At 32.1% G+C, this 25,167-nt stretch carries 26 protein-coding genes; 22 read left to right on the top strand and 4 right to left on the bottom strand.

Going from position 1 to position 25,167, the window contains the following annotated elements; all coding sequences use genetic code 11:
- Positions 1-116: 116 nt before the first annotated feature.
- The gene (locus tag FYJ81_RS08960; RefSeq protein WP_119517575.1) at positions 117-1,289 is read right to left on the bottom strand and encodes a M20 family metallopeptidase; all 1,173 of its coding nucleotides are present in this window, start codon (positions 1,287-1,289) and stop codon (positions 117-119) included.
- A 190-nt stretch (positions 1,290-1,479) separates the two neighbouring features.
- Between FYJ81_RS08960 and FYJ81_RS08955 the strand changes: the two genes are divergently transcribed.
- The 16 genes from FYJ81_RS08955 to FYJ81_RS08880 all read left to right on the top strand — a co-directional run bounded on the left by FYJ81_RS08955 (position 1,480) and on the right by FYJ81_RS08880 (position 16,331).
- Positions 1,480-2,667 carry a glycine C-acetyltransferase gene (locus tag FYJ81_RS08955; RefSeq protein ID WP_192942918.1) on the top strand — a complete coding sequence of 396 codons (1,188 nt, stop codon included), beginning with the start codon at positions 1,480-1,482 and terminating at the stop codon, positions 2,665-2,667.
- A gap of 185 nt (positions 2,668-2,852) precedes the next feature.
- The gene (locus tag FYJ81_RS08950) at positions 2,853-3,347 is read left to right on the top strand and encodes an AAA family ATPase (protein ID WP_119517574.1); all 495 of its coding nucleotides are present in this window, start codon (positions 2,853-2,855) and stop codon (positions 3,345-3,347) included.
- A 108-nt stretch (positions 3,348-3,455) separates the two neighbouring features.
- Positions 3,456-4,025 carry a GNAT family N-acetyltransferase gene (locus FYJ81_RS08945; protein ID WP_119517573.1) on the top strand — a complete coding sequence of 190 codons (570 nt, stop codon included), beginning with the start codon at positions 3,456-3,458 and terminating at the stop codon, positions 4,023-4,025.
- A gap of 24 nt (positions 4,026-4,049) precedes the next feature.
- Complete coding sequence (locus FYJ81_RS08940; RefSeq protein ID WP_107384241.1) at positions 4,050-4,556, top strand: GNAT family N-acetyltransferase; 507 nt, start codon at positions 4,050-4,052, stop codon at positions 4,554-4,556.
- Positions 4,557-4,751: 195 nt separating this feature from the next.
- Positions 4,752-5,282: a glycosyltransferase family 4 protein gene (locus FYJ81_RS08935; protein ID WP_154409585.1), complete on the top strand. Its 531-nt coding sequence runs from the start codon at positions 4,752-4,754 to the stop codon at positions 5,280-5,282.
- The gene (locus FYJ81_RS08930; protein ID WP_220452257.1) at positions 5,275-5,808 is read left to right on the top strand and encodes an acyltransferase; all 534 of its coding nucleotides are present in this window, start codon (positions 5,275-5,277) and stop codon (positions 5,806-5,808) included. Before FYJ81_RS08935 ends, FYJ81_RS08930 begins: the two co-directional genes overlap by 8 nt.
- Positions 5,809-5,824: 16 nt before the next feature.
- On the top strand, positions 5,825-6,955 hold the full coding sequence (locus FYJ81_RS08925; RefSeq protein ID WP_119517812.1) for a glycosyltransferase family 4 protein: 1,131 nt from the start codon (positions 5,825-5,827) through the stop codon (positions 6,953-6,955).
- Positions 6,956-6,966: 11 nt separating this feature from the next.
- A complete protein-coding gene (locus tag FYJ81_RS08920; protein WP_119517813.1) occupies positions 6,967-7,524 on the top strand; it encodes a sugar transferase in 558 nt (185 codons plus the stop codon).
- Positions 7,524-8,387, top strand: coding sequence for an NAD-dependent epimerase/dehydratase family protein (locus FYJ81_RS08915; protein ID WP_119517814.1), 864 nt, complete (start codon positions 7,524-7,526; stop codon positions 8,385-8,387). Before FYJ81_RS08920 ends, FYJ81_RS08915 begins: the two co-directional genes overlap by 1 nt.
- A gap of 25 nt (positions 8,388-8,412) precedes the next feature.
- Positions 8,413-9,345, top strand: a complete 933-nt coding sequence (locus FYJ81_RS08910; RefSeq protein WP_119517815.1) for an LCP family protein — start codon at positions 8,413-8,415, stop codon at positions 9,343-9,345.
- Between the two features lie 164 nt (positions 9,346-9,509).
- The gene (locus tag FYJ81_RS08905) at positions 9,510-10,205 is read left to right on the top strand and encodes a CoA transferase subunit A (RefSeq protein ID WP_154409584.1); all 696 of its coding nucleotides are present in this window, start codon (positions 9,510-9,512) and stop codon (positions 10,203-10,205) included.
- Position 10,206: 1 nt separating this feature from the next.
- Positions 10,207-10,857, top strand: a complete 651-nt coding sequence (locus tag FYJ81_RS08900) for a 3-oxoacid CoA-transferase subunit B (protein WP_154409583.1) — start codon at positions 10,207-10,209, stop codon at positions 10,855-10,857.
- Positions 10,858-11,003: 146 nt separating this feature from the next.
- Positions 11,004-11,414, top strand: a complete 411-nt coding sequence (locus FYJ81_RS08895; RefSeq protein ID WP_107385849.1) for a hypothetical protein — start codon at positions 11,004-11,006, stop codon at positions 11,412-11,414.
- Between the two features lie 9 nt (positions 11,415-11,423).
- Positions 11,424-12,389 (top strand): ornithine cyclodeaminase family protein, encoded by a 966-nt coding sequence (locus FYJ81_RS08890; RefSeq protein WP_154409582.1) that lies wholly within the window; start codon positions 11,424-11,426, stop codon positions 12,387-12,389.
- Between the two features lie 472 nt (positions 12,390-12,861).
- Positions 12,862-13,803: an NAD-dependent epimerase/dehydratase family protein gene (locus FYJ81_RS08885; RefSeq protein WP_119535622.1), complete on the top strand. Its 942-nt coding sequence runs from the start codon at positions 12,862-12,864 to the stop codon at positions 13,801-13,803.
- Positions 13,804-13,814: 11 nt separating this feature from the next.
- The gene (locus tag FYJ81_RS08880; protein ID WP_107504782.1) at positions 13,815-16,331 is read left to right on the top strand and encodes a glycosyltransferase; all 2,517 of its coding nucleotides are present in this window, start codon (positions 13,815-13,817) and stop codon (positions 16,329-16,331) included.
- Positions 16,332-16,486: 155 nt separating this feature from the next.
- On the opposite strand, the gene FYJ81_RS08875 is transcribed toward FYJ81_RS08880, so the two are convergent.
- Positions 16,487-17,554 carry an acyltransferase family protein gene (locus FYJ81_RS08875; RefSeq protein ID WP_107385845.1) on the bottom strand — a complete coding sequence of 356 codons (1,068 nt, stop codon included), beginning with the start codon at positions 17,552-17,554 and terminating at the stop codon, positions 16,487-16,489.
- A 203-nt stretch (positions 17,555-17,757) separates the two neighbouring features.
- Between FYJ81_RS08875 and FYJ81_RS08870 the strand changes: the two genes are divergently transcribed.
- Complete coding sequence (locus FYJ81_RS08870) at positions 17,758-18,597, top strand: sialate O-acetylesterase (protein ID WP_154409581.1); 840 nt, start codon at positions 17,758-17,760, stop codon at positions 18,595-18,597.
- A gap of 132 nt (positions 18,598-18,729) precedes the next feature.
- On the opposite strand, the gene FYJ81_RS08865 is transcribed toward FYJ81_RS08870, so the two are convergent.
- Complete coding sequence (locus FYJ81_RS08865) at positions 18,730-19,035, bottom strand: monooxygenase (RefSeq protein WP_154409580.1); 306 nt, start codon at positions 19,033-19,035, stop codon at positions 18,730-18,732.
- Between the two features lie 271 nt (positions 19,036-19,306).
- On the opposite strand from FYJ81_RS08865, the gene isaB reads away from it, so the two are divergent.
- From isaB to cidR, 3 genes are all read left to right on the top strand, one after another.
- Positions 19,307-19,894, top strand: coding sequence for an immunodominant staphylococcal antigen IsaB family protein (gene isaB / locus FYJ81_RS08860; RefSeq protein ID WP_107385842.1), 588 nt, complete (start codon positions 19,307-19,309; stop codon positions 19,892-19,894).
- 373 nt (positions 19,895-20,267) lie between these two features.
- On the top strand, positions 20,268-21,116 hold the full coding sequence (gene bla, locus FYJ81_RS08855; protein ID WP_107385841.1) for a class A beta-lactamase: 849 nt from the start codon (positions 20,268-20,270) through the stop codon (positions 21,114-21,116).
- 42 nt (positions 21,117-21,158) lie between these two features.
- Positions 21,159-22,034, top strand: coding sequence for a cidABC operon transcriptional activator CidR (cidR, locus tag FYJ81_RS08850; protein ID WP_154409579.1), 876 nt, complete (start codon positions 21,159-21,161; stop codon positions 22,032-22,034).
- Between the two features lie 443 nt (positions 22,035-22,477).
- Here the strand turns inward: cidR and FYJ81_RS08845 are convergent, their stop codons facing one another.
- A complete protein-coding gene (locus FYJ81_RS08845; RefSeq protein ID WP_154409578.1) occupies positions 22,478-23,422 on the bottom strand; it encodes a LacI family DNA-binding transcriptional regulator in 945 nt (314 codons plus the stop codon).
- Positions 23,423-23,567: 145 nt separating this feature from the next.
- On the opposite strand from FYJ81_RS08845, the gene eda reads away from it, so the two are divergent.
- Both eda and FYJ81_RS08835 read left to right on the top strand, forming a co-directional pair.
- A complete protein-coding gene (eda, locus tag FYJ81_RS08840) occupies positions 23,568-24,185 on the top strand; it encodes a bifunctional 4-hydroxy-2-oxoglutarate aldolase/2-dehydro-3-deoxy-phosphogluconate aldolase (RefSeq protein ID WP_107384041.1) in 618 nt (205 codons plus the stop codon).
- Between the two features lie 2 nt (positions 24,186-24,187).
- A complete protein-coding gene (locus FYJ81_RS08835; RefSeq protein WP_119535619.1) occupies positions 24,188-25,159 on the top strand; it encodes a sugar kinase in 972 nt (323 codons plus the stop codon).
- The last annotated feature ends 8 nt before the right edge of the window (positions 25,160-25,167 follow it).

Here is a 25,167-nt window from a genome sequence, read left to right as displayed (position 1 = left end):
GGAGGCTCTTTTTTATATTCGTGTTAAATCTTTTTTAACTATTTATTAGAACAAATGAGGTCACCGTTCAAAAATTGAAATCTTTGGTTATAGAAAACGCCTTAGGCATTAAAAGCCTAAGGCGTTATTACATTTTCTAACTCTAATATTTTTAAAAACTGGCTGGCACTATATTTTAATGCTTTTTCATCAAGATTAAAATACGGACTATGATGTGGGTGTGTGGTACCTTTTTCAGGATTGCCGCAACCTGTTAAAAAGAATGCGCCAGGACGTACTTTTTGATAATGTGAAAAGTCTTCGCCAATCATCATTAATTCTGATTCGTTAAATCTTAAATTCATATCATTTGTAGCTTGTTTAACAATATCAAAACATTTTGGATTATTATGGACAGGTAAATAGCCTTTGATATAATCAAAATCATAAGTGATGTCGTTCGCAACAGCTAAGCCTTGTAAGAGCTTATCCATTTTGTGCATTACATGTGCTTGTACTTCTGTATCGAAAGTACGCACGGTGCCTTTACAAAATGCTGCATCTGGAATGACATTATCTGCTGAACCAGACTGTACCATACCGAAGCTAATAACGGCTTGTTTTACGGGATCTATTGTTCTAGAAACAATCTTTTGTGCACTAATGATAAATTCAGCCATAATAACCACTGGATCGATTGTTTCGTGTGGTTTTGCACCGTGCCCACCTTGGCCATGAATTGTTACATTGAATTCATCAGGAGAAGCCATCATTGCACCAGGACGAGAATAAATTGTGCCCGTAGGATAGCCACTCCACAAATGGTTTCCATATACTCTATCTACATTTTGTAAGCAACCATCATCAATCATTTCTTGTGAGCCACCCGGCATAATTTCCTCACCATATTGGAAAATCAGTACGACATCACCATTTAATTTGTTTTTATGTGCTTCAATTATTTCAGCAACCGCTAATAATGTTGCGGTATGGCCATCATGTCCACATGCATGCATCGCACCAGGATTTTTAGACTTGTAATCCACCTCTGTTAATTCATTGATCGGTAAAGCATCAAAATCAGCACGCAATGCAATCGTTGGACCGTCTCCTTGTCCGCTAAATGTTGCGACGATGCCATTTCGTCCGACGGGTGAACGTACTTCACATGATAGTTGGCTGAGTTGATTTAGGATGTAGTCACGTGTGTGATACTCCTCAAATGATAATTCAGGATATTGATGCAAATAGCGACGAATTTGAATCATTCTGTTTTCCTTTTCTCTTGCTAGTTGAAACCAATCAAACAACTTCAACCCTTCTTCCTTAAAATGATTATTCTATTATATCATTTTAAATGACTTTACTGTAGAGACAATTATTATGACTTTAATTAAGTTGCAGAAAACGCTTTAACGATTCGTGGGATTCTACTTTCCTGATACAAGAAAATGGGTTATGATAAGATTAAATAGTAGATAACTCAAAGGGGGATTTTCAGTGGTACAGTCATTACATGGCTTTTTAGATGAAAATATTCAGTATTTGAAAGATAATGGACTTTATAACGAAATTGATACAATTGAAGGTGCGAATGGACCAGAGATTAAGATTAACGGGAAAAATTATGTCAATTTATCTTCAAATAACTATTTAGGACTTGCAACAGATGAAGATTTAAAACAAGCTGCTAAGGATGCTATTGATACACATGGTGTAGGTGCAGGTGCAGTAAGATCTATTAATGGTACATTAGACCTTCATGATGAATTGGAAGAAACACTTGCGAAATTTAAAGGTACAGAAGCTGCAATTGCATACCAATCAGGTTTTAATTGTAATATGGCAGCAATTTCAGCTGTTATGAATAAAAATGATGCTATTCTATCAGACGAATTAAACCACGCATCAATTATTGATGGATGTCGCTTATCTAAAGCGAAAATCATTCGTGTCAATCATTCAGATATGGATGATTTACGTGCTAAGGCAAAAGAAGCTGTTGAATCTGGACAATACAATAAAGTAATGTATATTACTGACGGTGTATTTAGTATGGACGGCGATGTTGCCAAATTACCAGAAATCGTAGAAATTGCAGAAGAGTTTGGTTTAATCACATATGTTGATGACGCACATGGCTCTGGTGTCATGGGCAACGGTGCAGGTACAGTGAAACATTTTGGCCTTCAAGACAAAATTGATTTCCAAATCGGTACATTATCTAAAGCGATTGGTGTTGTAGGTGGTTATGTAGCTGGTACACAATCATTGATCGATTGGTTGAAAGCACAATCAAGACCATTCTTATTCTCGACATCACTAGCGCCTGGTGATACAAAAGCCATCACTGAAGCTGTTAAGAAATTAATGGCATCAACAGAATTACACGATAAACTTTGGGAAAATGGTAATTACTTAAAAGATGGACTGAAAAAATTAGGTTTTGACATTGGTAATTCTGAATCACCAATTACACCAGTAATCATAGGTGGCGAAAAAGAAACACAAGCATTTAGTAGTCGCTTAAAAGATGAAGGTATATATGTGAAATCTATCGTCTTTCCGACAGTGCCAAAAGGTACAGGGCGTGTTCGTAATATGCCTACTGCTGCACATACAAAAGAAATGCTTGATCAAGCATTAGCGGCATATGAAAAAGTAGGTAAGGAACTAGGTACAATTTAGCGCTAACTAGCTAGATATTAAACGAATATAAATGAAGCAACAAACTGCTAGACTGCTTATGTCCTATTTGTATGGGCATGAGTTGTCTAGCTTTTTTGATTTTAATCATATTAATAGGGTATAGGTTTAACACTTATGAAAGCATATACATAAATTACAATTTTTCTTGGGTCTAGGGTGATACAATGACAAAACTGATATTATTAAGGGGAAACTCTGGCAGTGGTAAAACGACCATTGCCCATAAATTGCAAAACACGTTAGGCAATGGTGTCATGCTCGTGGGTCAAGATGAAATAAGACGCCATATGTTAAATGTTTCTGATAGCCCAGGGAATTTGTCAATTGAGCTAATAAAACACATTACTGCATATGGTATAGCGCATTGTGAATATGTTATTTTAGAAGGTATTTTCAATAAAGAAAAATATGGTAATATGTTACAGAGCATCATTTCAAGTGCTCATATTAAAAGTTATATTTATTATTTTGACTTACCTTATGCAGAAACTGTGAGAAGACATCACTCAAAAGTATATACCGATTTTAGTGCAGAAAAACTTGCAAGCTGGTTTGTTGAAAAAGATACATTAAATGTAAAAAATGAGAAATTGATTCCTGAAACGATGACACAAAATGATATACTCACGATGATCTTGAATGACCTAAATAATGAGTGAAAATCGTCATTAGAATCAGTTCATATTTTTAATAAATTAAAAGGTTGATTTTATGCCAAATGATGTTATAGTTTTGGGTGCTGACGCCTTATGTTAAGGGGTTTTTGAATGAAAAATAATTTAGGGTTGCAATTCACCACACAACGGCTTATCATTAGACCGTTAGAAGAAAATGATTATGAGTCATGGTTGTCAGGATTTGTTAATCGTCATCCTGCGCAATACAAGTATGATAAGGGCCAAGTTGATATGTCAGATGCCACAGAACCATGGTTTGCAGCAATGGTTTCAAAGCATCAACAAGCTATTAAAGATGATGATTTGTATATATTCGGCATCTTTGATAAAACAGGACGTCATCTTGGTATGCTTAACATTAAAAACTTAAGCCGAGACCAATTTCAATGGGCTGAAATCGGTTATTTTATCCATAATCAATACTGGCATCAAGGGTATGCTTATGAAGCTCTAACAGAACTTGTGAAACAAACGAAAGAAACATTAAAGTTTCATAGAATAGAAGCACATATCAATTTGGATAATCAACCTTCTATTCAGTTAATTGAAAAATTAGGCTTTGAGTTTGAATGTATTCGAAAAGGATTTATTTTCGAACAAGGACAATGGACTGACAACTACGTGTATTATCTCAATACACATGACGAACCAATGGGATAGTAAATAAAAGGAAGGAGTGTCAACATGGTTGAATTTAGAGAGTTAACAATGGCTGACGAAACATTATATTGTGATTATATGAAAGAATGGATAGATCACGATGAAAAGGTAGTGCCTGAGATTACGAATATTACCAAGTATAATAATTTTGAAGAAATTGTTCATGCATTAGCAGACAACAAATCTAATGATGAAACAGTAGATAATACGACATTGTTTTTAATTGACGATGATAAGATTATTGGTGCTGCCAATATTCGTCATAATTTGAATGAAAAGCTAAAAATCATTGGCGGCCATGTTGGCTACGGTATTCGTAAGAGCTACCGAGGTAAAGGCTTTGGTAACAAAATCTTGAAAAAGTCATTAGATTATTTATCACGCATTGGTGTACAAGAAGCATTGATTACCTGTGAAAAAGATAATGAAGCCTCTGCAGCTGTCATCTTACACAATGGTGGAGAAGAAATAGAATCTTCAACATTAGATGATGGCACAATTGTCCGTCGCTTCCAGATAGAAATCGCATAAAAGAGCAAATATTTTACTATATTACACAAACTGCCGACAAACTATTCACTTTGTCGGCAGTTTTTTATATAGTGATTGATATTTAAATGCATGGAATATTACATAACATTTCATTTTAATAGGGAAATATTTAAATAATGAAATCAATATTAAGTTTTATTAAATTAATTGTAAAAGAAATGTTATAAAATAGGTTTGATAGGTTTTTTATCCGAATATAAAGGCATAGATGTAGCAATCAAGGCGCTCCATATTCTAAATAAATCAAAGGATCATAAATATATTCTTTCAATTTTGGGGACTGGAGATAAAATTAAATATTACAAATTAGCAGAACAATTTGGTGTTAACGAATATGTCGAAATAAAAACATTGCCGGCTGGTTCCCCTGTAATAAAATGGTTGGACACTTTAGATATATATATTCAACCTAGTAAAACAGAAGGTTTGCCTCGAGGACTAATTGAAGCAATGAGTAGATCAATACCAGCTGTTGGTACTAACGCTGGAGGTATTCCAGAGTTAATAGAAAATAAATATATAATAAACAAAGGTGATTATAAAAATTTATCACATCTAATAAAGAAAATACTGTCCGATGCAAATTTATATAATCTTACAGCTATTAAAAATTTTGAAAAGGCTAAAGAATATGACTTTTCAATTTTAAAGAAAAAAAGATTTGAATTTTATAAAAAATTAAAAGAAGGTAATGCTAATGAATAAAATATTTAATCAATTAAGGTTTAATTTGCCATTTTCATTTTTGTCTTTTTTAACTTCGTTTTTACCAGATAATCGATATAGCATAAAAATAAGAGGTAAAATTTTAAAACCGTTTATATTTAAATGTGGTAAAAACTTTCAAATAGGCAGAGATGTTACTATACTAAATTCAAATAATATTGAAATAGGTAATAACGTTTATATAGCTAAAGGTACGTGGATTAATGCAAAAGGCGGAATGAAACTAGAAGATGAAGTTTTGATTTCCCCATATGTAATAATCAGTACTATGCAACATACATTTAAAAATAATTCAGCAAGGTTTGGAAAATCACTTGAGGGTAAAGTAACAATTGGTAAAGGGAGTTGGATAGCTTCACATGTTCATATAAAACAAGGTGTTCAAATTGGTTGTGGATGCTTAATTGCGGCTAATTCATCTGTAATAAAAAATGTGGATGATTTCAGTGTATCTGGTGGAGTGCCTGCAAAACACATCAAAATCAATGAGAATAATGATTACTAAATGAGGGAGATTATTTATGGGTAAAAATAAAATATTTCACTTAGTTACAGTTTCAAAAAGTATCCCATTAATGAAAGGTCAAATAGAATTTTTACGTAATAAAGGGCTGGATGTTCACATTGTTTCAGATGATGGCAAAGAACTAAGAAGTTATGAAGAAGGAGTTTTTCATAGTGTCTCTATGAAGCGAGACATTTCTTTACTAAGTGATATTAAATCATTACTACAAATGATCAAACTTTTTTTAAAAGAAAAACCATATATTGTAAATTCAGGAACACCAAAAGCAGGATTGATTGGCACATTAGCTGCCTTCATAACTAGAAGACCGATTAGGATATATACAGTGAGGGGATTGAGATTAGAAACCGTAAGTGGTTTGAAATATAAAATATTATACTTTATGGAAAAATTAGCGATGCATTGTGCGACAGACATAATTGCAATCTCACAAAGTCTTAAAGAGAAAATAATATTTTTAAATCTAGCTAACGAGGAAAAAATTAAAGTTTTAGGTTATGGCAGTTCAAATGGTATACAGATAGAAAAATTTATAATGAAAGATAATAAAATAAGTGAAGAATATAAAAAGCAATTAGAAAATAATTTTATTATTGGCTATGTTGGAAGAATTGTTAAAGATAAAGGAATAGAAGAGTTGATTGAAGCATTTAAAATAATTTTGGGTAAGTCATATAATGTTAAATTAATGGTTATTGGTAGTGTAGAAAAAGGAAATGCAATTAGCGATAAAGATTATCTGTTTTTAAAAAATAATCCTAATGTATTACTCATAGATCATGTTTCTAATCCTATTTCATATTACAACAACATGGATTTATTTGTATTTCCGACACACAGAGAAGGGTTCGGTAACGTAAGTATAGAAGCACAGGCTCTTAAAGTACCAGTTATTACTACAAATGTAACGGGGGCAATAGACACGGTTGTAGACGGAAAAACTGGTTTTATAGTTGAAAAGGGGAGTGTAGAAGCTATCGCAAATAAAATTGAAAAATTAATTAATAATGAAAAATTAAGAAGTAAGCTAGGAGAAAATGGTAGGATTCATGCTAAAAACAAATTTTCTAATGAAATTATCTGGAACGATATGGAAAAGATGTATAAAAATTATCTTGATAGATGAGGAGAGTTCTATTGAAAAGACTATTTGATATTTTAAGTTCTATATATGCAATTATCATATTTTCACCGATACTTCTTTTAGTATCAATTGCAATTAAAATAGAATCCCAAGGTCCCGTTGTATTCAAGCAAAATCGACCAGGCTTAAAGAATAAACTATTTAAAATTTATAAATTTAGGTCAATGAGACAAGATACACCAAATGTAGCAACTGATAAGTTAGATCCTACAGATTACATTACGAAAACAGGAAAATTCATCAGAAAAACATCAATAGATGAATTGCCGCAGTTATTTAATATTTTGAAAGGTGATATGGCTGTAGTTGGACCTCGACCTGCTTTATATAACCAGTATGAGCTTATTGAAAAAAGAACGAATGTAAATGTTCATTTAGTTAAACCTGGTTTAACAGGATTAGCACAAGTTATGGGGAGAGACGACAATAGCGATGATCAAAAGGTGCAATATGATAAGTTTTATATTGAAAATCAATCTTTTAAATTAGATATGTATATTATTTATAAAACTATAAAAAACACTATTTCTTCTGAAGGAGTTAGCCATTAATGAAAAATATCTTAATTACAGGGGAAAATGGGTATGTAGGGAATCAATTTCAATATTTATTGGAAAAAGATGGCTTTAAGGTTGAAAGAACAAGTCTGAGAAATAATGATTGGAAACACCAGTCTTTAAGAAAATATGATGTGATTATCCATTTAGCAGCTTTAGTTCATAATAATAATGCTAATGCTAAAATTATAGACTATATGAATGTGAATTTTCATTTAACTAAAGAATTAGCGGAAAAAGCAAAAAAAGATGGTGTTAATCAATTTATATTTTTTAGTACGATGAGTATTTTTGGTTTAAATGGTTCATTGTTGGAGAAATGTGAGATAAATCAATTCACACCATATAACCCCATTACTGCATATGGTCAATCTAAACTTTTAGCGGAAAAAGAAATTCGCAAGCTTGAAAATGATGCATTTGTCGTTAATATAGTTAGACCACCTATGATATATGGGAAAGAGTCGCCAGGTAATTTTTCAAAACTTATAAAAATAGCGAATATAAGTAGAATTTACCCCAGATTTAAAAATGAAAGAAGTGTCATACATATTGATAATCTATATAAAGACCTTTTAAGCTTAGTAGAAAATCCTATGTCAGGCACTATTCATCCTCAAAACCCAGAGTATATGAATACAAATAATGCATTATCATTAATTAGAAAGCATCAGGGAAAAAGAGAGAGAATAATAGAATTACCAGTTCCAAGAATAATGAAATCGCTATTAGGTAAAGTAGGAATTATCAATAAAGTTTATGGGAGTTTAACTTATTCTAAAGAAATTGATTTAAGAAAAATTAATAGTAAGCAATATGATAATTTTGAACAAACAATAGAAAAGACATTAAAATAAGTACAAATCGACAAGGAGTAATGTGATGAAAAAAAAGAGAAAATCATTAACAAAGAAAATTGTCGTCACAATAGTTATTGCGTTAGCACTGCTAATTATTATAGCTGTAGCATTTATATTCTATAAACTTACGTCATTAAATAGTTCAATTAATGATCCACTTGATAGAAAACATTCTGAACTTAGAGATGGGCCAATAAAAAAAGGAGAGCCAATTTCAATAGCGCTTTTTGGTATAGACTCTGATGAAATAAGGGATTCAGAACACGGTGGGCAAAGATCAGATTCAATCGTACTTCTGTCAATTAATCCAAAAGATAAAAAAACAGAAATGATTAGTGTGCCTCGTGATACACATGCTGAAATTGTTGGTAAAGATACAGAAGAAAAAATTAATCACGCCTATGCCTATGGTGGTCCAGATATGGCAGTGAAATCTGTAGAAAAGCTAATGGATGTACCTATTGATCATTATGCAGCCATAAATATGGATGGTGTTTCTACACTTATAGATGAAGTTAATGGTGTAGATGTTGTTAGTAATGCAACTTTCAATGTTAGAGACTATACCTTTGAAAAAGGTAAGAAATATCACATGGATGGTAAAGAAGCATTGGCGTTTATGCGGAGTAGGAAAGAAGCAGGTGCTGGTGGAGATGAAGGAAGACAAGCGCGACAACAACTTGTTATCGAAGCAGTAGCTAAGAAATCAATGAATCCAAGTTCAATACCGAAAATCAATTCAATATTTAACGCGGTAGAGGATAACGTCAAAACTGATTTGAGTTTAACTGATTTAAACGGTATTCGATCAGATTATAAGAGTGCACAAAAAAATGTGAATCGTCATACTTTAAATGGTGAAAATACATTAGGTGATGATGGATTATACTATTTTTATCCAAGTAATAATGACCAAATAGTTAAAGATTATAAAGATAATTTGAATTTAAAATAACTAATACTTAAAACCGTCAACACTAAAAAAGTAGTTGGCGGTTTTATTATATGAATATTTATTTATGAAAACGCCAACATGAAATAAAAGACTTCGCAAAAAATTTCAAGTATAATTGTTTTTAATACTAGGTATTAATTTTAAAAAAGAAGTGAGGTTATAACATGTCAAAGGTCATTCAAGATATACATACAGCGTTTGAGCATTTAGATGATGGCATGACAGTGCTCGCCGGTGGTTTTGGACTATGCGGGATACCAGAGCATGCTATTGAAGCAATTCGGACAAAAGGTACAAAAGGGTTAACCGTAGTGAGTAATAACTGTGGTGTTGATGATTTTGGACTAGGTCGCTTACTAGAGAAAAAACAAATAGATAAAATGGTCAGCTCATATGTTGGTGAAAATAAAATATTTGAACAACAGCTGATTAATGGTGAGTTAGATGTAGCACTTACACCACAAGGTACGTTAGCTGAAAAACTACGTGCAGGAGGTGCGGGTATTCCAGCATTTTACACAAAAACAGGTGTGGGTACTTTAATTGCTGAAGGTAAAGAAACACGTGAATTTGACGGTGAAACGTACATTATGGAACGTGCCATTACAGGTGATTTTGGTATTGTGAAAGCTCAAAAAGCGGATACATTTGGTAATTTAGTATTTGAAAAAACAGCGCGTAATTTTAATCCTTTATGTGCTATGGCTGCTAAGACTACTGTCGTTGAAGTAGAAGAAATTGTTGAATTAGGTGAAATTGATCCAGATGATGTACATCTATCAGGTGTATATGTGGATTATATCTATCTAGGCAAGCATTTTGAAAAACGTATAGAAAAACGTACAGTGAAGGAGGTATAACATGGATAAACAAACACAGCGTAAGAAGATTATTCAACGTGCAGCACAAGAAATTCAAAGTGATATGGTAATTAATTTAGGTATTGGTATGCCAACGCTTGTAGCAAATGAGCTCAATGATCATGTGGAAAATGTTTTTTTTCAATCTGAAAATGGTTTACTTGGTATTGGTCCATATCCTACTGAAGATGAGGTTGATCCTGACTTAATAAATGCAGGTAAAGAAACGGTTACTGCTGCTAAAGGTGCATCCTATTTTGACAACGCAGAATCATTTGCCATGATACGCGGGGGGCATATTGATTTAGCAATTCTTGGAGGCATGGAAGTTTCGGAAACAGGAGATTTAGCGAACTATATGATACCAGGCAAGCTTGTAAAAGGTATGGGCGGCGCTATGGATTTAGTGGTTGGTGCTCAGAAAGTAGTCGTTATCATGGATCATATGAATAAGCACGGTGAATCTAAAATAAAAGCAAAATGTGACTTGCCATTAACTGGCGCAAGTGCTGTTAACACGTTAATCACAGATTTAGCTGTTTTTAAATTTGAAGATAAAGTTATGAAATTGGTTGAACTTCAAGAAGGCGCCACACTGGAACAAGTACAAAAGTATACAGCTGCTTATTTTGAAAATTGTTTGAATCGTTAGGTGTTTTTCGAGATGCCATACGATGTTTTCCTAGATAGGCCATTTGTTATATTAAAAAATTAATCTTTAGCCAAGCTTAAAATTCGGTTTAAGTATGTTATTGTAACATTATAGCTTGAATTGATTACAAAGGTGCGAAGATTGATATGAAGCAAAATGCAGAACTGAAAAGTATTGTTATTGCTATTATATTTGCAGCGGCTGCAGATGTGGTTCCTGATGGAATATTTCATAAAATATTGTTGCTAATGGGCATTTTAGCATTTATTTATATGTTGATTACACATTTAAAGTTTACGTTATATCATATTAAAATAGAAGATAATCAGCAACAAACATGGTTTAGTGTGAAAATGGATTATTGGTTGCTTTTTATTAAAAATATGGTGGCCATAACGCTATTATTAGCGATATATTGTGTGTCTGTGTATGTCAATAATCATATGGCTTGGATTATCATCCCTTTACTTATCGTTGGATTTATAGGATTAATCCTATTTGAAAATAAAATGGAAAAGAAGAGTAACATTTTAGAGTCAGAAAATGTAGAAGAATAGAGGTGGCTTATGCAATTTATTGATGCACATGAACAAGCAGAATTATTAAACATGGAAGAAGTCGTTGAAGCGGTCGCAGAATCTTTAAAGGCCTATTCTGAAGGAAAGACGGATACTCCTTTACGTTATGTACTTCCTTTTAATGAAGATAATCGTTATCTGGTTATGCCGGCCCTATCTGATGAATTGAAAGTTGTGGGTCTTAAAACAGTAACAGTTGCACCTAACAATACAAAGATAGGTAAAAATACTATCGTCGGATCTGTTATATTATCTGATTATGAAACCGGTGAAACATTAGCTGTATTAGAAGGTTCATACTTAACCAAGATTCGTACAGGTGCAATTTCTGGCGTAGCTACAAAATACCTTGCCCGTGAAAATGCAGAAACATTATGTGTCATAGGCACAGGTGACCAAGCACAGGGATTAATTGAAGCTGTACTAGCTGTTAGAGATATCAAGCGTATTCAACTTTATAACAGAACATATCGTAAAGCTGTGACATTTGCAGAAACAGTACAACAGCAATATCAATTTGTAGATGTGACAGTGATGGAAAATGTTGATGATGCTATATCTAATGCCGATGTTATTGTCACAGCAACCAACGCCACACAACCTGTTTTTAATAAACCATTAGATGCTGGGGTGCATGTGAATGCTGTGGGCTCTTTTAAACCAGACATGCAAGAGTTACCTTCACACGCTATAGCCAATGCCGATAAAGTAGTTGTAGAAGCATCGGAAGCGGCGTTAGAAGAAACAGGAGATTTAATTACCCCTATGGATGAAGGTTTATTTGGAGAAAAAGATTTATATGGAGAATTAGGTGAGATCGTCGGTTCTAATTTAGCTGGACGCGAAAGTGATGATGAAATTACCGTTTTTAAATCTGTAGGTGTAGCCATTGTAGATATTATTGTTGCTAATTATTTTTATCAAAAAGCACAAGAAAACAATGATGCACTTTAAGTTATATAAGGTCGACAGAGTAAAATTTTGATAGGTTATAGTAAAATTCTTAAGCGTTTCGCCATATCGCTTTATGGTATAATGTAGGTATTATTTTATCCTTTAAAGGAAACTTATGGTGGAACGCTTTTTATGATATTTTTCTAAGTTGATCGTTTTAAACACCATTTACACTAATAGTAGAACATAATATAACTCATTTCATTTATTAGGGAACCAAAAGAATTTTTGCAAAGGGCATGGTGTTTTTATTCAATTATTATTAAGTTTTTACCTCAATTTCTTTTGATTTGTTCGTCAAAATTGTTAAACTTGTATTAATATATAGAAAATGTTAATTAACTAAAATTATAATTTTAGTTGTAATACTATTGCGTTTTTTTATAATAAAAGTTAGTTGTATGAAGTAATATATTTTATTAAAGCATTGACGATAAATATCTTATGACTTGAATATATAGGAGGAGAAAAAATGAAAATACTAATTACAGGTGGTGCTGGATTTATTGGCTCACATTTAGCAGAACATTTTAATAATGATAATGAGGTGTTTATATTAGACAATTTAAGCACAGGCCATCGTTCGAATGTTAAATTTATAGATGATGCACATTTCATTGAAAATGATGTGGTTAATACATCTTTTGTGACATCATTAGTAGAGCAAGAACAATTTGATATTGTTATTCATTTAGCAGCAGTAGTTAGCGTTGTAGAAACAATAAATGATCCTATAAAGTCTCAATCTGTCAATATAAATGGTACATTGAATCTCTTAGAAGCCAATCGTCAATATAACCATAATTTGAAGAAGTTTATTTTTGCTTCATCAGCAGCTGTATATGGCAATACTGAGGGGTTGCCAAAACAAGTTGAAACATTTATCGATCCGGAATCACCTTATGCTGTCGAAAAATATGCTGGGGAACAATATACAAAAATTTACAATACGCTATACAACCTACCAACAACTGCTTTAAGATTCTTTAATATTTATGGACCGAGACAAGATCCTCATTCACCATACTCTGGTGTGTTATCCATTATAGATAAAAAATTTAAAAATAATGAAACATTCACATTTTTTGGGGATGGAGAACAAACAAGAGATTTTGTGTACGTAAAAGACTTAGTGCAAGCGGTTTCAATCGTGATGGATAACGCAACAACGAATGGCCAAATATATAATTTAGCTACTGGTAAACAAATATCACTATTAGAAATTTTCGATAAATTCAAAATAGTTTATAATAAATCTATAGACTATCAGTTTGCTGAATCAAGAAGTGGGGATATCAAACATTCTTGTGCTGATATCAAAGGTTTAGAAGCGCTAGGATTTAAGCCACAATATGATATTGTGTCAGGTTTAACTGAATATATTAAATACTCGAATACAGATAAGATAAACTAAGAGGTGGAAGAATGATTGGTAAAACGAAAAAGTTTGTATTAAATCAAACGAAAAGAAAATTAAAATTCATTTCTGAACCATTGAAATTACAACTAAGAAGTAAGTACACAAAAAATATTATGCATTACGCAAATCTTTATAAAACGATTGAAGTAGATAACAAGCATATTTTGTATCAAGTTAGAGACGGACAAAGCATGACGGATAGTCCTTATGCGATATTTAAATATTTAATGAACCATCCGGATTATCAAAAATATATACATATTTGGGTCGTGGCATCTCAAAAAATGCAAAAAGCATTTTCTAAAAAATATAGTAAATATAAAAATGTAAAATTTATTGTAAAAGAAAGTGAAGACTATTTACATTATTTAACAAAGTGTAAATATCTTATTAATAATGCGACATTTCCAACGTATTTTACGAAAAAGCCAAATCAGATATATGTAAACACTTGGCATGGTACGCCATTAAAGGCAATGGGTTTAGATATCAATCAAAATTTATTAGAATCACAAAATACAATTCGCAATTTTTTAAGTTCTGATTATATCATTTCACCTAACCAACATACGACAGATATTTTTAAAAAAGCATTTAAATTAGACGGTTTAAACGATGAAGCAATTTTAGAAATTGGTTATCCTAGAATAGATGCTACATTAAATGCACAGTCAAAAGAAGTTATACAAAAATTAAAAAAGCAAGGCATTAAATTAACAGATGCACCGATTTTACTCTTTTCACCAACGTGGCGTGGCCAAACAGTGAGTTCACCAGAAGATAATATTGAAGAAATTGAAGCGCTGATTGAAGCATTAAATAAACAAACACGTTACCAAGTATTATTAAAAGTGCATCCGTTTATTTATAAAAAAGCAGTAGGTAATAAAAAATTAAAGAAATACTTAGTAGAGGATACATTTGATACAAATGAATTACTCAGTATTGTTGATTTGCTCGTAACTGATTATTCAAGTATCTTTTTTGATTATTTAGTTACAGATAAACCTATAATTTTTTATACACCTGATTATAAAGCCTATGAAGAAGACAGAGGATTTTATCTTTCTGTGGATAGTCTCCCAGGGCCAAGTGTACACTCAATTGAAGCATTGGTAGCTACTGTCAAAGAATCACAAAATATGTTAGCGCAATATCAAGGAAACTATCAAAAATATAAACAAAAATTTGTGAATTATGATGATGGTCAAGTCACGGAAAGAGTCGTCAACCAAGTGTTTCATCACGACGCACCCAAAAAAGGTGATCAAAATAATAGAAAAGAGCGTATTTTAATATATCCGGGTGGTATGAAACCTAATGGCATAACAACGTCGATTCTAAATTTATTAGAAAATGTTGATTATGATAGATATGATATTACAGTTTACCTTGGATTTAATAGAAATAAAGACGTCATAGATAATTTATATAGCTTAAATGACAATGTGAGAGTTATTTTAAGAAGAGGCCCATTGTTAGCCAACACTTCAGAATACTATCGTAATCTATTAGTTCGCAATAGAGGCATCAAATCGAAAATTGAAGAAAAAATTTATCCTGAAGCAATGTATCAACGCGAATTTAGAAAAGTGTTTGGTAATTCAGAGTTTGATGTAGTTATGGATTTTAGTGGTTATGCGATGTTTTGGTCTGAAATCTTGTTAGCAAGTAATGCTAAAAGAAAATTAATCTACTTACACAGTGATATGAAAATGGATATGGAGCGTAAAGTGAACGGTGTGAGACCACATTATGCCAATTTAAAAGGTGTAATGTCCTTGTATCCTTATTATGATAAGCTCGTAAGTGTTTCTGAAGTGACCAAGCAAGAAAATGTTAAAAAAATAGCAAATAGAAAAACAAAAGAAAAATTTAAATCATCGATGAATACAATTAATTTGGATAGAATTTATAATTTGGTGGATGAAGATAATGATATCTTTATGAAAAATGGTGAGCGTGTCATCGTTAGAGAACAGGATAAGCAAATTACAAGCGTGCCATTCCATAAAGCTGATTTTAAAGTGATGACTATGGGAAGATTATCACCTGAAAAAGGATTTGATAATTTAATTCAAGCGTTTAGCGGTGTCGTGGAAGCAAATCCTAATGCGAAATTATATATTTTAGGAGATGGTCCACTCAAAAACCAATTAAGTAAGTTAATTGACTCATTAGATTTATCAGAACATGTATTTTTAATGGGGCAAAAAAGAAACCCATTTAATATTATGAGAGACTGTGATTTATTTGTTTTACCATCTTATTACGAAGGACAATCAATGGTCTTATTAGAAGCGTTAACTGTAGGCATAGATATTTTGGCATCAGATATACCAGCCAATCAATATGTCCTTGACTATGGTAAATACGGTATGTTGAGTTTTAACGATGCTGAATCATTACAAACAAGCATACAACAGTTTATTAATAAGGAAACACCTGCTTATGCTAAATTTGATCCGGAGTTATATAATAAAGAAGCAATTGAACAATTTTATCATTTATTAGATGATTAAAATATCAAATAACTAAGGGATGAGCAATAATGCTCAAGCCCAAAATAAAGGACGCATCCATATGAAGTGGATGCGTCCTTTATATATTTAAAATCGTTCGATTTATACTGGCTTGTTAATTTGAAATGCTTTGTTTATACAGCAACTTTTGCACATTAACTATGATGTTTATAGTTATTAACAACCATAGGATGTAGCGTATTTCTTCCTACAATAATTCTTACATATGGAATAAAAGATAGTATTATCGCTAATCCAATACAAAATCCAAGTGTGAAAATAGTACTTAGAATTAAAAATAGTGTTGGGAACGTAACAAATGATGCCAACGATCTAGAAATAAAGTCTACAATAATCTGATGTGCTAAATAAATGAAAAATGATATTTCACTAATTAAAAACACAAACACTAAATTAAATCGAGTTAAAAATTTCGATATATAGACGATAAATACAAAACTGATTGCAGAAAATAAGACTAAGTCAAATCGATTAGATTCATTCAGATGTACATCTAAATAAGAAAAGTTAAATGCCATATAACATAAAGCCAATAGCCATATCAATAGCAACCAAACTAAATGACGTTTTAAAAATTGAATAACAGTGTCATAATATTTACCGAAATAGAAACCGACAACAAAGTAAAATAACCAATATAAAATAATCGTTCTACTAAATAATGGATAAAAATCCCAGAATGCAAGATAATCATTACTGTAATACATTAAATAAGAATGTCCAAAACTAATGATAAAAGTAATGACAAGTACAACTATAGGATTGGCCTTACTCAATAATTTATAAAATAAGCGATGTAATATGTAAAACTGAAAAATAACGAGTACAAACCAACCGAAAAATTTACCTTCTAAGACGATATTTAAAAAGATTTCCCAAAATGATTTATCTGAACTATCACCAAGAAATAGCCTGAAAGTGACAAATAAACCAAATAAAGCATAAGGAATTAAAATAAATTTCATACGTTTAAGTAAAAAGTTTTGCGGAATTTTATTTGAATACCGCATGCCTAATAACGTTTCCGACAAAATAATAAAACACGGTGTTGCAAATAATAAAATAACTTGTAAAAAACTAAAAAGTGATTTTTCAAATTGTGAAATATGATAATCGTTTACTAAACCGGTTAAACAATGGACGATGACTATTGCGATACAAAATATCGCCCTAGCATAGGTGAGTTCCATTTTCCTTTCCAAAATCAAAACTCCTCTCAAAATCCATTCCATAATATGATAATTAGTATTAAAAGTAAAGTTTATATGAATTTAGTTTTATAATCATTTTATATAAAGCGTGGCAACTCATAATATAGTAATTGAGTAAGATTAATAAAGAATGATATGATTACATATATTTAAAATAATCATTTAAAACCTTAAATAGTGAAAGGAATCAGTTTATGAAATCAATTTTACTTATTGGTCAATCAAATATGGCAGGACGAGGTTTTTTAGATGGTGTAAAGTCAATCATTGATGAACGTATTTTTATGCTTAGAAATGGTAGATGGCAAATGATGGAAGAACCGATACATAGTGATCGTTCTGTAGCAGGTATTGGACCAGCAGCATCGTTTGCAAAGCGATGGCTAGATGATCATCCAGATGAAACAATTGGATTAATTCCATGTGCTGATGGGAGTACTTCCATTGAAGAATGGTCGGATAAAAGCATGTTGACACGGCATGCTTTAAGTGAAGCTAGATTTGCCATGGAAACTTCTGAATTGATAGGTGTTTTATGGCATCAAGGTGAAAGTGATAGTCAAAATAATAAATATCAAACATATGAAGCAAAACTATCACATTTAATTCAATTTTTTAGGACAGAACTGGAATTACCTAAACTTCCCTTTGTCATTGGATTGTTAGGAACGTTTTTAGGAAAAGAAGGATTTGGCGCTAGTGCTACAGAGTATCAAGAAATTAATAAAATAATAAAAAATATAGCGCAGAAAGAGCATCATTGCTACTTTGTTACAGCAGTAGGCTTAACAGCAAATCCAGATGGCATTCATATAGATGGTTTCTCTCAACGATTGTTTGGAATTAGATATTATGAAGCATTTTCAAGCGCAAAGAACGTCGTAAATCGTTTAGAGAATGAGAGCGAAATTGAAAAAGATTTATATAAAAGTGAATTCACAAAAAATGAACAAATATATATGCTTGTTGCTAGGTTATCTAAAAATAAAATAACGTATCAAGATTTTATCAATGAAATGTCTCAACTGAACTAGTAATCACCTGAGAAGTCATCATTTTTAAAGTATTCATTTTATTCGCTTCATTAACGCCTAAAAAAGCCTTTCAAAACGCACTTCTTTTGTGTGGATTTGAAAGGCTAGTTGTATTTTATCGTTCAAGTTCGGCTATGTTAATCTTCCATGTGTGATTTTAGTAAGTGTGTCATTCGTAGCAAATATTTTAGCATTTACATTGGGTACACCCATGGATTTAAGACGTTCACTATGCATATTTAAATAGTTTTCGGCATTTTCGTAGCTATCAAATGCATAAATGCCACCCGCTTCTTTTTCATCAGCATTTTCTGTCCATATCTTCCATAAAAAACCTGGTTCTTCATTTATAGATTTCGCTAAATCAGCGAATTGTGTGGACATTTCTTGGCCAAAAGGACCATCGATTGGAAAATCAACTTGTAAAATATAAATCATGATAAACCATCCCTTTTAAATTATTTATTACGCTTACTATACCAATTTATGTTAAATCGCATAAATTTTTGGCTCAAATCGTTTTCTGATAGGTATTATCACAACTTTTTGAATGATCTTATTGGTATATCAATAAAGCATTTTCATATATAATTTCCATTATTTTGTAAAGAAAGTGTAAATTTACTTGCAAATAAAATAGAGAGGTGTATGATGAAAGTGAATAATTACACTTTGCATATAGGAGACTACAAATAAGGAGTGATTTATTATGCGTAAAGTCGGAAAGTTAATTTCAGCAACTGTCGTAGTATCTACACTGGTCGTTGGTTCTTCAGCAGCATATATCTCAACGAGTAGTCCAACAGCGCAAGCAGCAGAACAAGTCCAAAAATGGGGACACGGTGAAGGTGGCGCAAGCGGTGCAAATAGTGAAAATGGTGTTCGTTCTCAAGCACAAACAACACCTTGGTATAATTACGAAGGTTATACAACATATGACCCTTCATTTACACAAGATTATAACTTCGTACGCGCTTTGAAATATGATAATGTCACGATCGATGGTTATAAAGTTGACACTGATGCCAAAAAAGAATTTGATCATTCTAAGAAAGTTTATGATACAAGCGTAGAATTTAACAGTGACAATGAAGTAGTACAACTCACTTTCTTCACGAAACCTGATTCTGTATCTAAAGCAACGTTTAAGAAAGCACATGCTTCAAATGAAATCATAGAAGATGGAAAATTAGGCAATGGAGATGGCACTTATGTAAAATACGCGACAAATAATGGTTTTTATACTGCATTCTTTGATCAAAATGATAATTTGGTAGAAATAACAATTGGTCAGTAATTAGAATGATGTTTATAAAAATAGGATACAACTAAGAGAAGCTTTGAAATGGTATGTTTTTGATTGTAGTAACATTTAATTTAAATGAAAGTGTACTCTAGGCTGGGGCATATTAAATGTCCCAGCTTATCTTGTTGGTATAGCCATTAAAAAATAGCTTTCATTTAGCAAATGTATCAGCATTTTTGCTAAATAAATGCTTAATTGTAGTATTTTATTAGACTTATTGTTATTGAAGATATACCGTCAATTTGAATTATATCTATAACTTAATGCGTATGTTTAATAAAGATAATTGTGTTTTGTTATATTTATGATTATAGTTAAACGTAAGTATAGAGCGTTTCGTTCACATATGAATAGGGGGAAAAATATGAAAAAATTATATTTAAGTGTTTTGGTTGGTCTTATTTTGTTAGCAGTCACAGGGAACGTCGCTGCGGCAAAAAGTTTTGATCAAATTGAACAAGATAATGATACAATTGTAGGGGTCTATGGCATCAATACATCTAATGGTAAAGTGATACAGCACAGATCAGATGAACGATTTGCATTTGCATCTACATATAAAGCAATTTCAAGTGGCATATTATTACAAAATACGCCAACATCAGAACTAAATAAAAAAATAACTATTTCAAAAGATGACATTGTCGCTTATTCACCTGTTACTGAAAAATATGTCGGCAAGCAAATGACCTTAAGAGCGTTAATTAAAGCTTCTATGTTGCAAAGTGATAATACAGCAAATAATAAAATCATCGAAGAAATAGGTGGTATTAAAGGATTTCAACAAGCACTAAAACAACGCGGAGACAATATCTCAAACCCGCAAAGACTTGAACCAGACTTAAATTTATATGATCCGCAAAGTACAGCCGATACAACCACACCTAAAATGGCTGCAACAACGTTGAACCACCTTTTAGCGAGTGAGAACATGAGTAGACCCAACCTTGAGCTACTAAAACATACAATGATCCATAATGAAACTGGAGATACATTAATTAAAGCAGGTGCGTCAAAAGATGATGTTGTAGGTGATAAGAGTGGTCAGGGATTAACATATGGTAGTCGAAATGATTTAGCTTTTGTTTATCCAGAAAACCAAAGTAAGCCAATTATTCTTGCTATTTACACGAAAAAAACAGATAAAGATGCGAAACCTGATGATAAAGTGATTCAAACAGCAGCGGAAAAAGCTATTAAGTCATTGAAATAGATTCAGTCAAATGAAATATAGATTGGTACAGAGGGGTTTAACATGGAAATAAAGCAAATGAAATATTTTGTAGAAGTCGTAAAAAATGGTGGGATGACACAAGCATCCGAGCATTTATATATTGCGCAATCTACAATAAGTAAAAATATTAAAAGTATTGAAGACGAATTTAATATTACTTTATTTGATAGACGAAAAAAGCATATTATTTTAACAGATATCGGTCAGATTTTTTATGATAAATGTGTGGAAGCATTAGCGGTTCTAGATGATTTATCATTAGAAATGGGAGATGTAACAAATTTAGAAAAAGGTCATATTAGAGTAGGTATATCTGCGATTATGAATGTGAGACTTTTTACAGAAAGTTTAAATCACTTTCATAGTAAATATCCAAAAGTAACTTACGAAGTGATTGAAGGTGGCGGGAAAGCTGTAGAGTCTTATTTGAATAATGATGAAATAGACGTGGGTATTACTACGTTGCCTGTAGATAATGATATTTACCATGCCATTCCATTATATAATGAGAAATTATTGTTAGTTGTAAACAGAGATGCGATGCTTGCTAAACAAGCATCGGTCTATCTAGGCGATTTAAAAAATGAGCGCTTTATTATGTTTCATGATGATTATTATTTAAAAGATCAAATTATTGAAAGTTGTAGAAAAGTTGGCTTTCATCCAAAAACAGTTGCAAAAATGTCTCAAATTACATTTATTGAAAATATGATTCGAGATGGTATCGGTGTGAGTATATTACCAGAAAGTATCGTAGATATTTTAAATGATGACCTCGTAGGTATAGAAATTTCTGGCGCAGATGTATCGTGGAATTTGGGAGTTATTTGGAAAAAAGATAGCTATATGAATTATGTAACACACGAATGGATTAAATTTTTAAAAGATACACAGTAATAGTGGTTAACAAGGTGTTCATGGTTGTGAAATATGTATTCCATAACAGAATATTATATATTCCAACTATGTATTTTAATCATATTTCAGTGCGTAATATAATAGAGATATAGAGGTAGTAAGTACTGATTATTAATAGAAGAGTAAAAGTTAAAACATTTATGATAATCCCTAGCGCCAAAATATTAACTATATATGCGTTTCATAATTTAAAGCTCATAACAAATTTATCTAGAATTTAACTAATATAATAACTCTCCCCATTCATTCACTAAAATAAGGACACCCTATTCTTATTCATTATTATATTATTGAGCAATGATATTAAAAAACTAAGCTTATCTTCTAAATCAGTACAGTTAATATAAACGAACCTCTTGTCAAACATCAAACAAACATATAAACATGCCCAAGCCTTAGAAATAGGTTTGGGCATGTTTATTTTAAATGTTTTTTTGAATTTTAGGGTGAAGATGATATGCGGGCGCTGTGACTTCATTTTTAATAACTTTGTCTAAAGTAGCTACAATTGTTTGAGCAATTTCAGCGGTTGGCACGCCAATCGCGTTGACAGGGTAATCTAATTTTTTAATTTGTGGTATATTGTCATATGAATATAGGGTAGGGTGATCTTGTGGTCCAAGTGCATTAATGGTGCCGACTGTAATATCATAGCTACCACAGATAACCCCTGGTGCAAGTGCATGTGCTTGTAAAAATTGTTTGACGGAAGATTCTGTTTCAATTGCATTCAAACTTGTAGAATCAATGATACGATAATCTATTTTGTGTTCGTTACAATATTGAGCAATCGCCTCTTTTTTAGCGATTTGTCGTGTATCGTTTGTATGTATATCACTAATATAATCAATATGGTCTATGCCCTGATCAACCAATGCTTTAATTGCCATAATCATCGCTTCTGAATGATTTACATTTATGATCGGATAAGGAATATCACGATTGACACCATAGGCAACGACAGGAACGTTATTATAAATTTCTGGAGATAAGTTTGTTGCATCACCTTCATCAAAAATGACGATACCATCACAGCCGAATTCAACAAATTTTTTTGAAGCGGCAGCGACATCGTCGATAGACACAAACATGACATAACCTAAATCTTTAATGGCATGATTGATTTCTGAAATAAGATGTGTCACGGCTACACGATCTACAGAAGGCCAGATTAATCCTATTGTGCCGCTTTTCTTTGAGACAAGTGCTCTAGCGGAGTGATTAGGTATATAATTCATTTCTAGAGCTTTTTGTTGAATCATATTTTTTGTTTTTGGTTTTACGAGATGAGAATTTTTAAGTGCTTTACTAACTGTGGAATAGCTGACACCACAGGCTTCAGCAACATCTTTTAAAGTTACAGCCATAAAATTTCTCCTTGAAATTGATTGATTTAAATGCAAATTAATTATACCATAGAGATAAGCATTACAATATTTTTTTGTACAAAAATAACAACGTTGTTATTTTTAAAGGTATTGTAATTGATATCATATTTGAGGGGTTGAAGACATGGATTCAATGAATACAATGAAAGAGATTCAACAAGGTAAACACATTGCTGTCATGCGCACAGAAGATGCAAAATCATTTTTAGATATTGCACATACCATTATTGACAAGGGCCTTCATACGATTGAGGTAACTTTAACTACGCCGAACGCTATAGAAATTATAGCTGAACTATCAAAAAGGGAGGACGCATTGATTGGAGCAGGAACAGTATTAGATAGCATTTCTGCACGTACTGCCATTTTAAATGGTGCAAAATTTATCGTTAGCCCATCCTTTGATAAAGAAACAGCGAAAATTGCTAACTTATATGATGTGCCATATATTCCAGGCTGTATGACAGTTAAAGAAATGGTTGAGTCATTACGTTATGGTTGCAAAGTCCTTAAACTATTCCCAGCGACACAATTCACACCTAAATCAATTAAAGATTTCAAAGGGCCATTACCACAAATTGAAATTGTGCCTACCGGTGGTGTTGGTAAAGCAAACCATAAAGAATGGTTAGATGCTGGTAGTTTTGCAGTTGGCATTGGAAGCGAAATCACAAAAATTTATCAACAAGAAGGAAAAGATGCTTTAGAAAGATATATTTCAGAAATAAAAAGCGAGGTATAACAATGACGGTCTATGGTTTTGGTGAAGTATTATTACGTTACACACCACCAAATTATGAACAGTTGAAAGATGCCAATATGTTTAAAGTTAATGTTGGTGGTGCAGAATTGAACGCACTTGTGACACTAGCACAATTTGGACACGAGACTGAAATGTTGACGGTATTACCTAATCATGCGCTTGGTCATTTAGCATTGCAAAAAATGTTTCAAACACGTGTAGGTACTGCTTCAGTGAAATATAATAACGGCAGAATTGGCACATATTATATGGAAGAAAGTTTCGGATTTCGTAGTGGCAAAGTCATTTATGATCGTGAACATTCAACGTTTGCTAATCATGGTGAAGATGTAATGGAAGGAATCAATGCTCAAAGCGGTGATTTCTTTGTATTTACAGGTATTACGTTAGCTGTAAATAAAATGATTCGTCATCAAATTGTCGATGTATTAAAGAAACTAAAGCAACAAGGCGTTAAGATAGTGTTCGATATTAATTTTAGAAGTAATTTATGGTCAAAAGAAACAGCAGTACCAATAATCAAGTCTATTTTACCATTTGTCGATGTTCTATTTTTTGGAAAAAAAGATGCTACACATCTACTTGAAACGAACGATTTAGAAGATGACATTCAGACATGTGCAAAAACAATTCAATCCAAATACGACATCGAATTGATGGCATCAAGTAATAGAAATATAGAACAAAGTACATTACAAGGTATTATGCTGACAAAAGAAAAATATATTGAAGGCCAAGCATATACTTACACCGTTTTAAACAGAATTGGTGCTGGTGATGCATTTATGGCGGGGGTATTACATGGACTGAATAAAGAATGGCAACCAGAAGATACAGTAGATTTTGCAACAAAATGTTCTGTTCTACAACATACAACAAATGAAGATGCACTAAGTGTACAAGAAAGTGATGTTTTTAATTTATCAACGCATTTTGGAGAACTGAAGCGATAAAAACTGCA

The sequence above is a fragment of the Staphylococcus sp. McC-251-APC-3A2 genome, from assembly GCF_009695665.1.
Lineage (GTDB): Bacteria > Bacillota > Bacilli > Staphylococcales > Staphylococcaceae > Staphylococcus > Staphylococcus cohnii.
The sequence above is the reverse complement of the archived record's forward strand: the minus strand, read 5'-3'. Positions and strand labels throughout refer to the sequence as shown.

Excerpts from the sequence above, each read along its gene's own strand:
- FYJ81_RS08925 (WP_119517812.1), top strand. The coding sequence starts at position 5,825 with ATGGGTAAAAATAAAATATTTCACTTAGTTACAGTTTCAAAAAGTATC.
- FYJ81_RS08945 (WP_119517573.1), top strand. The coding sequence starts at position 3,456 with ATGAAAAATAATTTAGGGTTGCAATTCACCACACAACGGCTTATCATT.
- FYJ81_RS08940 (WP_107384241.1), top strand. The coding sequence starts at position 4,050 with ATGGTTGAATTTAGAGAGTTAACAATGGCTGACGAAACATTATATTGT.
- FYJ81_RS08950 (WP_119517574.1), top strand. The coding sequence starts at position 2,853 with ATGACAAAACTGATATTATTAAGGGGAAACTCTGGCAGTGGTAAAACG.
- FYJ81_RS08880 (WP_107504782.1), top strand. The coding sequence starts at position 13,815 with ATGATTGGTAAAACGAAAAAGTTTGTATTAAATCAAACGAAAAGAAAA.
- FYJ81_RS08905 (WP_154409584.1), top strand. The coding sequence starts at position 9,510 with ATGTCAAAGGTCATTCAAGATATACATACAGCGTTTGAGCATTTAGAT.
- bla (WP_107385841.1), top strand. The coding sequence starts at position 20,268 with ATGAAAAAATTATATTTAAGTGTTTTGGTTGGTCTTATTTTGTTAGCA.
- FYJ81_RS08890 (WP_154409582.1), top strand. The coding sequence starts at position 11,424 with ATGCAATTTATTGATGCACATGAACAAGCAGAATTATTAAACATGGAA.
- FYJ81_RS08900 (WP_154409583.1), top strand. The coding sequence starts at position 10,207 with ATGGATAAACAAACACAGCGTAAGAAGATTATTCAACGTGCAGCACAA.
- FYJ81_RS08930 (WP_220452257.1), top strand. The coding sequence starts at position 5,275 with ATGAATAAAATATTTAATCAATTAAGGTTTAATTTGCCATTTTCATTT.
- FYJ81_RS08870 (WP_154409581.1), top strand. The coding sequence starts at position 17,758 with ATGAAATCAATTTTACTTATTGGTCAATCAAATATGGCAGGACGAGGT.
- FYJ81_RS08865 (WP_154409580.1), bottom strand. The coding sequence starts at position 19,035 with ATGATTTATATTTTACAAGTTGATTTTCCAATCGATGGTCCTTTTGGC.
- FYJ81_RS08895 (WP_107385849.1), top strand. The coding sequence starts at position 11,004 with ATGAAGCAAAATGCAGAACTGAAAAGTATTGTTATTGCTATTATATTT.
- FYJ81_RS08845 (WP_154409578.1), bottom strand. The coding sequence starts at position 23,422 with ATGGCTGTAACTTTAAAAGATGTTGCTGAAGCCTGTGGTGTCAGCTAT.
- FYJ81_RS08835 (WP_119535619.1), top strand. The coding sequence starts at position 24,188 with ATGACGGTCTATGGTTTTGGTGAAGTATTATTACGTTACACACCACCA.
- eda (WP_107384041.1), top strand. The coding sequence starts at position 23,568 with ATGGATTCAATGAATACAATGAAAGAGATTCAACAAGGTAAACACATT.
- isaB (WP_107385842.1), top strand. The coding sequence starts at position 19,307 with ATGCGTAAAGTCGGAAAGTTAATTTCAGCAACTGTCGTAGTATCTACA.
- cidR (WP_154409579.1), top strand. The coding sequence starts at position 21,159 with ATGGAAATAAAGCAAATGAAATATTTTGTAGAAGTCGTAAAAAATGGT.
- FYJ81_RS08885 (WP_119535622.1), top strand. The coding sequence starts at position 12,862 with ATGAAAATACTAATTACAGGTGGTGCTGGATTTATTGGCTCACATTTA.
- FYJ81_RS08915 (WP_119517814.1), top strand. The coding sequence starts at position 7,524 with ATGAAAAATATCTTAATTACAGGGGAAAATGGGTATGTAGGGAATCAA.
- FYJ81_RS08910 (WP_119517815.1), top strand. The coding sequence starts at position 8,413 with ATGAAAAAAAAGAGAAAATCATTAACAAAGAAAATTGTCGTCACAATA.